Annotated in this window: 10 protein-coding genes; 9 read left to right on the plus strand and 1 reads right to left on the minus strand. The window is 66.6% G+C overall.

Annotation, left to right across the window (positions count from 1 at the left end; translation table 11 throughout):
- Window positions 1-500 precede the first annotated feature (500 nt).
- The 7 genes from AC1DJH_RS24910 to AC1DJH_RS24940 all read left to right on the plus strand — a co-directional run bounded on the left by AC1DJH_RS24910 (window position 501) and on the right by AC1DJH_RS24940 (window position 9,019).
- Window positions 501-824, plus strand: coding sequence for an AraC family transcriptional regulator (locus tag AC1DJH_RS24910; RefSeq protein WP_478187527.1), 324 nt, complete (start codon window positions 501-503; stop codon window positions 822-824).
- 346 nt (window positions 825-1,170) lie between these two features.
- Complete coding sequence (locus AC1DJH_RS24915) at window positions 1,171-2,085, plus strand: SMP-30/gluconolactonase/LRE family protein (RefSeq protein WP_478187528.1); 915 nt, start codon at window positions 1,171-1,173, stop codon at window positions 2,083-2,085.
- A 347-nt stretch (window positions 2,086-2,432) separates the two neighbouring features.
- The gene (locus AC1DJH_RS24920) at window positions 2,433-3,929 is read left to right on the plus strand and encodes an NCS1 family nucleobase:cation symporter-1 (protein ID WP_478187529.1); all 1,497 of its coding nucleotides are present in this window, start codon (window positions 2,433-2,435) and stop codon (window positions 3,927-3,929) included.
- 26 nt (window positions 3,930-3,955) lie between these two features.
- Window positions 3,956-4,693 (plus strand): aspartate/glutamate racemase family protein, encoded by a 738-nt coding sequence (locus AC1DJH_RS24925; RefSeq protein ID WP_478187530.1) that lies wholly within the window; start codon window positions 3,956-3,958, stop codon window positions 4,691-4,693.
- Between the two features lie 13 nt (window positions 4,694-4,706).
- The gene (locus AC1DJH_RS24930) at window positions 4,707-5,471 is read left to right on the plus strand and encodes a GntR family transcriptional regulator (RefSeq protein WP_478187531.1); all 765 of its coding nucleotides are present in this window, start codon (window positions 4,707-4,709) and stop codon (window positions 5,469-5,471) included.
- 105 nt (window positions 5,472-5,576) lie between these two features.
- On the plus strand, window positions 5,577-7,352 hold the full coding sequence (locus AC1DJH_RS24935; protein WP_478187532.1) for an EAL domain-containing protein: 1,776 nt from the start codon (window positions 5,577-5,579) through the stop codon (window positions 7,350-7,352).
- Between the two features lie 170 nt (window positions 7,353-7,522).
- A complete protein-coding gene (locus AC1DJH_RS24940) occupies window positions 7,523-9,019 on the plus strand; it encodes a nucleobase:cation symporter-2 family protein (RefSeq protein WP_478187533.1) in 1,497 nt (498 codons plus the stop codon).
- Window positions 9,020-9,035: 16 nt separating this feature from the next.
- Here AC1DJH_RS24940 and AC1DJH_RS24945 read toward each other — a convergent pair whose 3' ends face one another.
- Window positions 9,036-9,893: an aldo/keto reductase gene (locus tag AC1DJH_RS24945; protein WP_478187534.1), complete on the minus strand. Its 858-nt coding sequence runs from the start codon at window positions 9,891-9,893 to the stop codon at window positions 9,036-9,038.
- 356 nt (window positions 9,894-10,249) lie between these two features.
- On the opposite strand from AC1DJH_RS24945, the gene AC1DJH_RS24950 reads away from it, so the two are divergent.
- Window positions 10,250-11,344, plus strand: a complete 1,095-nt coding sequence (locus tag AC1DJH_RS24950) for a tartrate dehydrogenase (RefSeq protein WP_478187535.1) — start codon at window positions 10,250-10,252, stop codon at window positions 11,342-11,344.
- Window positions 11,345-11,383: 39 nt separating this feature from the next.
- On the plus strand, window positions 11,384-11,898 hold a 515-nt coding region (locus tag AC1DJH_RS24955; RefSeq protein WP_478187536.1), incomplete at its 3' end, for an ABC transporter permease.

Below are 11,898 nucleotides of genomic sequence, written 5' to 3' on the forward strand. Positions count from 1 at the left end.
TATTGGTAGCAATGCTTCCAGCAACATCACTTTTTGCGCGCTTCTGTTGGCGTCACGCATCACATCGGAAGAGACAAGAAAACGCGGTCTTTGGAAGGCAAATCGAAAGTCTTAAACACTGCTGGAAGCGGTGTGACCTCGATCGACATCGCAAGCACTCCCATCGGCAACGCTCGCGGAATCGTCGGGCCTGAGCACCAGGCAAAGGGCCGCGCGCCCTGCCTGGCGTCGGCCGAAAAATTGTCTTCTTCCGCGCGTGCTTTCCAAACGGGCCGACCGTGCTTAGCGAGACATGCAAGCTGCCAGCGAACCCATGGCCACTGGCCATGCCGGCGCCGCCAAGTCATCTGGTGCGTGGCGCGCACGAACGGCAAGGAACGCAACGCCTTTCACTCTGCTTTCGCCAAAGCCGTGCATGCGCATCAGGACTTCGAGCGAGCCACAGCTAATTGTTCCGAATCTCGCTAGCATCGTTTTCCCCCCCAAGACGGAGTTCCGCGATGACCCTTGCGACCTTTTCTGAATTTGAAACAACCATGCGCGCGGCGGGCTTTGCCGACATCGGTGTGCGCGACTATCCCGAGGCCACCGAAGCTGCAAATCACACGCACGATTTCGCCGTGAAGGCGCTTGTGGTTCGCGGCGAGATGTGGCTTACGGTCAACGGCGACACGCGCCATCTCGTGGTGGGCGACACGTTCGAAATGGACCATGAAACCGTGCACTCCGAACGCTACGGCGTCGATGGCGCAACGTACTGGGCCGCACGACGCTTCCAGGCCAATGCCGCCTTAGCTCCATTTGCAAAGCGCCCGCGATCGTGACCAGCCAGTTGTCGCTCGAGCACCTGCGTGCCTGAATCGGCGCATCACGCGTGCCGAACCTGTCCTCGAACGGCTGATGTAGCGCACGCGTCGCCTTAGGTCAGCAACTCAAGTTCAGTTCCTTTTTTATGCAGTCAGCACGAAGAGGCCGAGCGAGTCATGGCGCAATCGGCGCCACAAGCTGGTTGCGCTGCGCGCCGTCGAACAGCCGCAGAAGGCGACCCTCTTGCTGGTGCACGAATTCGAATCCGCTCGGCCCAGGCAGGCACGTCTTCGTGACCCTTCAGCTGGGCCGCAATGAGGATCTCTGATCATGCGTATACGCACTCTTCCCGCTCTCCTTGCCTTGCTCATCCTCTGTCTGCAGGGGACGGCCTCCGCCGCAACTGCAACTGCAACTGCAGCTGCAACTGCAAAAACCGTCACCACTGGACTGCAGTTCGGCGAAGGCGCGGTGTTCGTCGGCGCCGATCTGCATTTCGTGGACTACGCGGCATCGACGGTCTATCGCCTCGACGGCGGCCGGCGCGCCGTGCCCGTCTGGCACCGAGCCGGCAGCGGCACCAACGGCCTTGTCGTGCTCGCGGACAACAGCCTGCTCGTGGCCTGCTACGACAGCGGCGAGATCGTGCAGATTACGCCCGACGGCCACACGCTGCGCACCATTGATCGCGACAGCGGCGGCGCGCCCTTCGACCGCCCCAACGACCTCGCGCGCGGCAACGGCAGCGGCAACGCCGGGGCGGCGGTCTACTTCACGGCATCCGGCGGCGACAACGGCGCGCCGGGCAAGGTCTACCGGATCGCGCCCGACGGCACGAGCGCGCCGCGCGAAGTGGCCACCTCGATCCGCAACGCGAATGGCATCGCCGTGTCGCCCGACGGCCAACTGCTCTACGTCGGAGAAAGCACGACCGACAAGGTCCTGCTGTTCGACATCGCGGGCGACGGATCGCTGCGCAACCGGCGCGACTTCCTGGTGCTGGACACAGCGCTGGCCGCCACGCCGGCACCGCGCCACACGCCCGACGGCATCCGCACCGACCGCGAGGGCCGGTTGTTCGTCAGTCTCTACAACGGCCGCGGATTTGCTGTCTTCGACGCCGGCGGCGGGCTGCTGGCCACCGTGCCGTTGCCCGGCGCGCACCACACCAGTCTGGCCCTGTCGCCGGACGAGCGACAGGTGTTCGGCACTTTCTCGCAAGACGCGGCGGGGCCGTCCGGTGGGCTCTACCAGGTGGCGAATCCGCTTGCGAAATAGCTGGCGGCCGCCGTGGCCAAGCGGCTCATAGGTCGGCGATCTGCGTGGGATTGAGCCGCTTGATTTCCTGACTACCTCCGAGTCGCCAAGGAACACCCATCTGGGCATCGCACCCAAACGAGAGGACGAGGCAACTGCTTCGGCTGAACCTTCTGGCGACGGACTTTATTCCCCCGACGCACCTTGTTGCGCACCAGCAGCGCATCAGGGAATCTACGGATATATGATTCCCCGAATGGCCTTGATTGCGTGCAGTTTTTGTATACAAATATCGCATCCGACAATCCGGCGCGAGATTTGCGTCAAAACGGGTTTCCAAACCCAACTCACCCGCACGAGGAAAGACCATGAGCACAGTCGTCAGCCAGGCCCCCGCGGGGGCGAGCGAAGCCGGCATTGCGCCGCACGCGGAATCATCGAACGCCCTCATCAAGCCGGGCTACCACCCGCGCCTGACCAACGAGGACCTCGCGCCGCTGAGGAAGCAGACCTGGGGCCAATACAACATCTTTGCGTTCTGGATGTCCGACGTGCACAGCGTGGGCGGCTACATCACCGCCGGCAGCCTGTTCGCGCTGGGCCTGTCCAGCTGGCAGGTGCTGGTGTCGCTGCTGGTGGGCATCGTGATCGTGCAGTTCTTCTGCAACCTCGTGGCCAAGCCCAGCCAGGTGACGGGCGTGCCCTACCCCGTGGTGTGCCGCGCGTCCTTCGGCGTGCTGGGCGCCAACATCCCGGCGATCATCCGCGGGCTGATCGCGGTGGCCTGGTACGGCGTGCAAACGTACCTCGCCTCGGCGGCCTTCATGGTGCTGGCGCTGCACATGTTTCCCAACCTCGCGCCGTATGCCGAGGTGTCGCAGCACGGCTTCGTGGGCCTGTCGGCCCTGGGCTGGGTCGCCTTCATGGTCATGTGGGTGTTGCAGGCCTTCGTGTTCTGGCACGGCATGGAAGCCATCCGCAAGTTCATCGACTGGGCCGGACCGGCCGTATACATCGTCATGGCGGTGCTGTGCGGCTGGCTGGTGTGGAAGGCGGGCTGGAGCAAGATCGACCTGAACCTGGGCGGCATCAAGTTCCAGGGCTGGGACGCGCTGCCCGTCATGCTCTCGGCGATTGCGCTGGTGGTGAGCTACTTCAGCGGACCGATGCTCAACTTCGGCGACTTCTCGCGCTACGGCAAGAGCTTCGACGCCGTGAAGAAGGGCAACTTCTGGGGCCTGCCGGTGAACTTCGTGTTCTTCTCGCTGCTGACCGTGATCACCACGGCCGCCACGCTGCCCGTGTTCGGTGAACTCATCACCGACCCGGTGCACACCGTGGGCAAGATCGACAGCACCACCGCCGTGGTGCTGGGCGCGCTGACCTTCATGATCGCGACCATCGGCATCAACATCGTGGCCAACTTCGTCTCGCCGGCCTTCGACTTCTCGAACGTGGCACCGCAGCATATCAGCTGGCGCACGGGCGGCATGATCGCCGCGGTGGGCTCGATCTTCCTCACGCCCTGGAACCTCTACAACAGCCCCGAGGTCATTCACTACACGCTCGACGTGCTGGGTTCGTTCATCGGCCCGCTGTTCGGCATCCTGATTGCCGACTACTACATCGTGCGCAAGCAGCGCATCGACGTGGACGCGCTCTACACCATGAGCCCGCAGGGCGAGTACTGGTACAGCGGGGGCTACAACCCGAAGGCGATCATGGCGCTGGTGCCGTCGGCGCTGGTGCCGATCCTGTGCGTGATGGTGCCGGCGCTGCGCGGTGGCGCGAACTATGCATGGTTCATCGGCATGGGCCTGGGCTTCGTGCTCTACGCGCTGCTGAACCGCGGCAACAAGACTTGAAACACTGAAAGAGAAAGGGACGCCCCGTGCGCATCAAGATCATCAACCCCAACACCACCTGGAGCATGACCGAGAAGATCGGTGCCTGCGCCCGCGCGGTGGCGCACGCCGGCACTGAGATCGTCGCGGTCAGCCCGGCCATGGGCCCGGTGTCCATCGAGAGCCACTACGACGAGGCGCTGGCCGTGCCGGGGCTGCTGCAGGAAATTGCGGCGGGCGAGCGCGACGGCATCGACGGCTACGTGATCGCCTGCTTCGGCGACCCGGGCCTGAAGGCCGCGCGCGAACTGGCACGCGGCCCCGTGGTGGGCATCGCCGAGGCGGCCATGCACCTGGCCAGCATGCTCGGCAGCCGCTTCAGCGTGGTGACCACGCTGGGGCGCACCATCGGCCAGGCCTGGCACCTGGCAGAAATCTACGGCATGGAGCGCTTCTGCGCCAACGTGCGCGCCTGCGAACTGCCGGTGCTGGAGCTCGAGGAACCCTTCTCCAACGCCCGCGAGCGCATCGTCGAGGAATGCCGGCGCGCGCTGGAAGAAGACGGCTCCGACTGCATCGTGCTGGGCTGCGCCGGCATGACCGACCTGTGCGAACACATCGAGCGCGTGCTCGGCGTGCCTGTGATCGACGGCGTGGCCGCGGGTACCAAGCTCATCGAGTCGCTCGTCACCCTGAAGCTGCGCACCAGCAAGCGCGGAGAACTGGCAACGCCCCTGCCCAAACGGATGATCGGCGCGCTGGAGGGCTTTACCCTCCCGCGCTAGGCCACAATCCTGCATGCCCCGCGCCAGTTCCAAATCTTCCGCTCCTCCTGCCGAACCGGCCGCCCCCGTCCGGGCAGACACCGGGGCGGTCGTTGCCGACAAGACCAGCTCGATCGAAAGCATCGCCAACGACATCGCCACCGCGATCGTCGAAAAGCGCCTGCCGCCCGGCACCTGGCTGCGCGAAGAAGCCCTGGGCCGGGTGTATTCGGTGAGCCGCACCAAGGTGCGCGCCGCGCTGCTGATGCTGTCGAAGGACAAGCTCATCGAGATGATTCCCGACAAGGGCGCCTTCGTCTGCCAGCCCTCGGTGGAAGAGGCGCGCGAGGTGTTCGCGGTGCGCCGCATCCTCGAAAGCGAAGTGGTGCGCCTGTTCATCGCCGCGGCGCGGCCACGCGACTACCAGGCGCTGGAGCAGCACATCAAGTTCGAGCGCAGCGCGCTGCGCCAGACCACCACCACGGGCACCGTGCGCGAAAAGCTGCTGGGCGACTTCCACGTGGCGCTGGCCGAGGCCACCGGCAACCGCACGCTGGCCGGACTGGTGCGCGAACTGGTGGCGCGCAGCTCGCTGATTGCCATGCTGTACCACTCGTCGAACGACCCGCACTGCTCGTCCGACGAGCACGCCGAGTTCCTGCGCCTGTGCCGCAAGGGCGAGGTGGAAGGCGCGGTCGCCCACATGATCGAGCACCTGCTGCGCATCGAGGCCAGCCTGGAGCTCGGCACCGGCAAGCCGGACCGCCAGCTCGACCTCGTCAAGGCACTGCTGGCCTGAGCGGCAGCGGCAGCCGACCCGACCGTCACACAATCCCGTCATGCTGCACCCCGGATGGGCCCCGAGTTTCCCGCGGACACACCACCGTTGAACCGACTCACACCCATGCCCCGGCAACCTCGGCCCAGCGACGCGCCCGCCTCGCACCCCGCGATCCTCCCGTTCTTCCAGCCCATCGTGGATCTGCGCCAGGGCACGATCTTCGGCCACGAAGCCCTGGTGCGGGGGCCTGCCAGCACGGCGCTGCACAACCCCGAGGCGCTGCTCGCGCTGGCTGCGAGCGAGTCAAGGCTGACTGAATTCGAGCTGCATTGCGTGGAGATCGTCCTCACCGAGTGGAGCCGCCTGGACGAGCCGGGCCGGCTCTTCGTGAACCTGAGCCCCGATGCGCTGACCGCGGCCATGGGCGGCGTGGGCTCGGCATGCTGGCTCGAACGCATGCTCGCGCGCTGCGACATCGCCGCGCGCGACATCACGGTCGAGCTCACGGAGCAGCGCGCCACCGGCAGCGCCGAGGCGCTGCAGCGCGCCGTGCAGGCGCTGCACGCCATGGGTGCGCGCATTGCGCTGGACGACTTCGGCGAGGGCCACTCCAACCTTCGGCGCTGGAGAGACCTGCAGCCCGATCTGGTCAAGCTCGACAAGCAGCTCACGCGCGGCATCGCGAGCTCACCGCAGAGCGTGGAACTGGTGCGCGCCATCGTCGCCTTCGGCCACGCCATGGGCACCGAGCTCATCGCCGAGGGCGTGGAAGACGCCCAGGACCTGCGCGTGCTGCGCGACCTGGGCATTGCCTACGGCCAGGGCTTTCTGCTGGGCCAGCCGGCGCCAGAGCTGCAGCCGGCGCTGCCCGCGGCCGTGGCGCAGCTCGTGCGCGACACCCGCATCGCGGTGATGCCGCACGCCGCCCAGCCCTCGCAGCCCCACGTGCTGCGCAGCCTGTCGGTGATCCAGGCTCCGGCACTCAGCCCCCAGACGCCCATCGACGAAGTTTCGGCCCTCTTCCAGAAGCACCCCGAGCTGCATGCCCTCGCGGTGGTCGACAAGGGCCGCCCCGTGGCGCTGATCAACCGCCAGTCGTTCATGAACGACTACGCGCGCATGTACTTCCGCGAGGTGCACGGGCGCCGGCCCTGCCTGTCCTACGGCAGCCAGTCGCCGCGCATCGTGGAGCGGGAGGACAACGTCGAGAGCCTGATGGGCATCCTGATGTCGGAAGACCAGCGCTACCTGAGCGAGGGCTTCATCGTCACGCAGAAGAAGCGCTACATCGGCCTGGGCAGGGGCGACCAGCTGGTGCGCGCGGTGACCGAGGCGCGCATCGAGGCCGCGCGGCATGCCAACCCGCTGACCTTTCTGCCGGGCAACATTCCCATCAACATCCATATCGCCCGCCTGCTCGACGGCGGCGCCGACTTTGCCGCCTGCTACGCCGACCTGAACCACTTCAAGGTGTTCAACGACCACTACGGCTACTGGCGCGGCGACGAAATGATCCTGCTGCTTGCGCGCGTGGCGGCGCAGCACGCAGACCCGCACCGCGACTTCGTGGGCCACATCGGCGGCGACGACTTCCTGATGCTGTTCCAGAGCCCCGACTGGCAGCGGCGCTGCAGCGCTGTGATCGACGATTTCAACCGCCAGGCGCGCGACCTCTACGACGAGGCAGACCGCCAGGCCGGCGGCATCGAGGGCGAGGACCGCCAGGGCGTGGTGCGCTTCACGCCTTTTTCCACGCTGGCCATCGGCGCGGTGCGCATCCCGCCGGGCATGTTCCGGCATGCCGAAGACGTGGCCGGCGAGGCGGCCATCGCGAAGCACGAGGCCAAGCAGGCACCGTCCGGCCTCACGGTGCGCGAGGCGCGCGCACGGCCGGCCTGATCCTTGCATCGGTGCGGCATGCACCGGCCACCGCGCCTGCAGGAGCCCTCCCCCCTCGGGTTTTCCTGAAGCAGTTGTGACCATAAACTGTATACAGTTTCGCGTACACGATGTGTGGACGCCGCCCTGAAACGCGCCGTCCACGCCTTCTCTCTCACTGGAGATACACGATGACGGCCGACACTTCTTCCCCAGTCCCTGCGGTGCATCCCGTGGACCAGCGGCTCCCCGCAGGCAAGCTCGCGGCGCTGGGCCTGCAGCACGTGCTGGTGATGTACGCGGGCGCCGTCGCGGTGCCGCTCATCGTCGGGCGCGCGCTCAAGCTCTCGCCCGACGAGGTCGCGCTGCTGATCTCGGCCGACCTGTTCTGCTGCGGCATCGCCACGCTCATCCAGGCGCTGGGCGCCACGCAGTTCTTCGGCATCAAGCTGCCGGTGATGATGGGCGTGACCTTCGCCTCCGTCGCGCCCATGGTGGCCATCGCCAACGCCAACCCCGGCCAGAACGGCGCGCAGCTGCTGTTCGGCGCCATCATCGGCGCGGGGGTGGTGTCCATCCTCATCGCGCCGCTGGTGAGCCGCATGCTGCGCTTCTTTCCGCCGGTGGTCACCGGCACCATCATCGCGGTGATCGGCATCAGCCTGATGCGCGTAGGCATCAACTGGATCTTCGGCAACCCGGTGGGCCCCACGGCGCCGGCGCTGGTCGACCCGGTGTATGCGAAGTGGCTGGCCGAGGTCACCTCGCCCGGCAGCTCCATTCCCGCGGTGCCCAAGGGCTTCGCCATCATGCCCACGGTGCCCAACCCCAAGTACGCCGACCTCTCGGGCTTCGGCGTGGCCGCGCTGGTGCTGGTGTCGATCCTGTTGATCGTCAAGTACGCCAAGGGCTTCATCGCCAACATCTCGGTGCTGCTGGGCATCGTGATCGGCGCGGTGGTGGCGTCCATCACCGGCCTCATGACCTACGAGAAGGTGGGCAAGGCCGCGTGGGTCGACATCGTGCTGCCCTTTCACTTCGGCATGCCGCAGTTCGACCCCATCCTGATCCTCACCATGACGCTCATCATGATCGTGGTGATGATCGAATCGACCGGCATGTTCCTCGCGCTGGGCGACATGACGGATCGCAAGATCACGCAGAAGGACCTGGCCCGCGGCCTGCGCACCGACGGCCTGGGCACGCTCATCGGCGGTGTCTTCAACACCTTTCCGTACACCAGCTTCTCGCAGAACGTGGGCCTGGTGGCCGTCACCGGCATCAAGAGCCGCTACGTGTGCGTGGCCGGCGGCGCGATCCTCATCGTGCTGGGCCTGCTGCCGAAGATGGCCGCGCTGATCGAGTCGCTGCCCACCGTGGTGCTGGGCGGCGCGGGCCTCGTGATGTTCGGCATGGTGGCCGCCACCGGCATCCGCATCTTGTCGGGCGTGGACTTCAAGACCAACCGCCACAACGCGATGATCGTGGCCGTGTCCATCGGCGTGGGCATGATCCCGCTCATTGCGCCCAACTTCAAGCAGTGGATGCCGCACGCGATCCATTCGCTGATCGAGTCGGGCATTCTGCTGGCGTCGATTGCGGCGGTGCTGCTGAACCTGTTCCTGAACGGCGCCAAGCACGACGAGCAGGCTGTCATTGCGGCGGCCAAGCAGGCCGAGGCGCACTGAGTTCCTGCCAGGGCCCCTAGATCATCGCCAGCGGCGACTTGCGTCGCGGCGGTGGGTGCAAACGGTCCAGTTCGGCCAGGGCCGCCGCATCGAGTTGCAGCTCGGCGGCGGCCAGGTTCTCCTTCAGGTGCGCGCTGCGCACCGCCTTCGGAATCGCGGCGACACCGGGCTGCGCAATCACCGCCGCCAACGCCAATTGCGCCGCCGTCACGCCCAGGCGACCAGCCAGTTCGCCCAGCCCATCGTCGCCGGCCAGCGCGCCCTGGTCGATGGGGCTGTAGGCCATCAGCGGCATGCCGCGCTCGCGCTGCCAGGGCAGCAGGCTGAACTCCGGACCGCGCTCGCCCAGCGACAGATACACCTGGTTGGCCGCGCAGGCCGGCCCGCTGCCGACCAGCTGCGCCAGTTCCTGCATGTCGTCGGTGTCGAAGTTGCTCACGCCCCAGTGGCCGATGCGCCCGTCGGCCACCAGCGCATGCATCGCCGCGACGGTGTCGCGCAACGGATGGTTGCCGCGCCAATGCAGCAGATAGAGGTCGATGGCGTCGAGCCCCAGCCGCTGCAGGCTGCGCTCGCAGGCCTCGCGCGTGCCGCGCCGGCTGGCGTTGTGCGGGTAGACCTTGCTCACGACGAAGAGCTCGTCGCGCCGCACGTCGCCCGCGCGCAGCGCCTCGGCGATGGCCTGGCCGACCACGGTTTCGGCGCCGCCTTCGCCGTACATCTCGGCGGTGTCGATCAGGCGGTAGCCCAGCGCGATGGCCTCGCGCACCGCTTTCACCTCGGCCGCGCGATGGCCCGGGTCTTCGCCCATGCGCCAGGTGCCTAGACCGAGAACCGGCATCTCGCCGCCGGTGGGGAGTGGAAGTGTTCGCATCGGCCCATGGTACGGGCGGCGCAAGACCGTGTCAGCCGGTCGACAACGCCAGCCACCGGGGCACGACGCCGGGGCCGGCACGGCCATGAATCGTGCAGGCGGCGGGTGTGGCCAAGCGCAACAACTCGCCGTTCACCTTCTCATTTTGCGAAGTCCAAGTCAGTTTCGTGACAGTAAATTGTCACCGTCCAGAGCGACGATCGCCTTCCAGGCCTTCTGATTTTGTCAAGGCCTTTTGGGTGCCAACCCCATCGATCCGCTCACTGCCCGCTCCTAGAATTTTTCACCTGCCCCGTGCCACGAGCGCGGGCGCCCCTCGCAACGGTCATGCAACGAATTTGGAACAGGTTGAGCGAATGCAGAAAAAGCACAGGATTGCCGTCATTCCCGGGGACGGCATCGGCGTCGAGGTCATGCCCGAAGGTTTGCGCGTGCTCGACGCGGTGGGCCGGCGCTTCGGCATCGACTTCTCGTACGACCATTTCGACTGGGGCTCCGACCACTATGTGCGCACCGGCCTGATGATGCCGGCCGACTGGGCCGAGAAGATCCACGGCCACGACGCCATCTACTTCGGCGCCGTGGGCGACCCCGACAAGGTGCCCGACCACATTGCCGTGTGGGGCCTGCTGATCAAGATCCGCCGCGACTTCGACCAGTACGTCAACCTGCGCCCGGTGCGCCTGATGCCAGGCGTGCCCGGCCCACTGGCGCACCGCAAGCCGGGCGACATCGACTTCCTGGTGGTGCGCGAGAACACCGAGGGCGAATACACCTCGGTGGGTGGGCGGCTGTTCGAAGGCACGCCGCGCGAAATGGCGATCCAGGAGTCGGTGTTCACGCGTGTGGGCGTGGACCGCATCATCGAATACGCGTTCGAACTCGCCAGCCGCCGCCCGCGCAAGAACCTGGTGGCAGCCACCAAGTCGAACGGCATTTCGGTGACCATGCCCTACTGGGACGAGCGCCTGGCCGAAATTGCCAAGCGCCACCCGGACATCAAGACGAGCAAGTACCACATCGACATTCTGTGCGCGCACTTCGTGCAGCACCCCGACTGGTTCGACGTGGTGGTGGCCTCCAACCTGTTCGGCGACATCCTGTCCGACCTGGGCCCGGCCTGCACGGGCACCATCGGCATTGCGCCGTCGGCCAACCTGAACCCGGAGCGCAAGTTCCCGTCGCTGTTCGAGCCGGTGCACGGCTCGGCGCCCGACATCGCGGGCAAGGGCATCGCCAACCCCATCGGCCAGATCTGGTCGGCCGCGCTGATGCTCGACCATCTGGGCAACAACGACCCGGTGTATGCCCAGGCCTCGGCCGCCGTCATCTCGGCCATCGAGACCGTGCTGAGCGAAGGTCCGCGTACGCGTGACATGGGCGGCACGGCCAACACGGTGGATGTGGGCCGGGCGATTGCTGAATGCATTTCGGCCGGCAACTCCGCATGACGCGACGCCCCTCATCCCTTCGCGGCCGAGGAGACTGAGATGGGCCTGTTCCTGCTGAAGCGCACGCTGACTCTGATCGGCACGCTGGTCGGCGCATCGATCATCGTGTTCCTGGTGCTGGAGATCCTGCCCGGCAACGCCGCGCAGATGCTCATGGGCCCCGATGCCTCGCCAGAGGCCGTGGCGGCCCTGGCCACCAAGCTGGGCCTCGACCTGCCCGCGTGGACGCGCTACTGGCACTGGATCGCCGGCCTGCTCACCGGCAACCTCGGCGACAGCTACGCCTACAGCTCGCCCGTGCTCGACCTCATCCTCGAGCGCCTGGCGCTCACCGTGCCGCTCGCCATGATGGCGATGGCGCTCACGGTCGTGATCGCGCTGCTGGTCGGCGTCACGGCCGCCGCGCGCCACAACAAGCTCGGCGACGTCGGCCTCATGGGCATGGCCCAGGTCGGCATCGCCATTCCCAATTTCTGGTTCGCGATTCTTCTGATCCTCGTGTTCTCGGTGCAGCTGCAGTGGTTCTCCGCCGGCGGCTTCGAGGGCTGGGGCGA

It is taken from the genome of Variovorax sp. 10N412, from assembly GCF_056394985.1.

What these genes read in the sequence shown, in the direction of transcription:
- AC1DJH_RS24945 (WP_478187534.1), bottom strand. Translation starts at nt 9,893, where the DNA reads ATGCGAACACTTCCACTCCCCACCGGCGGCGAGATGCCGGTTCTCGGT.
- AC1DJH_RS24940 (WP_478187533.1), top strand. Translation starts at nt 7,523, where the DNA reads ATGACGGCCGACACTTCTTCCCCAGTCCCTGCGGTGCATCCCGTGGAC.
- AC1DJH_RS24910 (WP_478187527.1), top strand. Translation starts at nt 501, where the DNA reads ATGACCCTTGCGACCTTTTCTGAATTTGAAACAACCATGCGCGCGGCG.
- AC1DJH_RS24935 (WP_478187532.1), top strand. Translation starts at nt 5,577, where the DNA reads ATGCCCCGGCAACCTCGGCCCAGCGACGCGCCCGCCTCGCACCCCGCG.
- AC1DJH_RS24920 (WP_478187529.1), top strand. Translation starts at nt 2,433, where the DNA reads ATGAGCACAGTCGTCAGCCAGGCCCCCGCGGGGGCGAGCGAAGCCGGC.
- AC1DJH_RS24950 (WP_478187535.1), top strand. Translation starts at nt 10,250, where the DNA reads ATGCAGAAAAAGCACAGGATTGCCGTCATTCCCGGGGACGGCATCGGC.
- AC1DJH_RS24930 (WP_478187531.1), top strand. Translation starts at nt 4,707, where the DNA reads ATGCCCCGCGCCAGTTCCAAATCTTCCGCTCCTCCTGCCGAACCGGCC.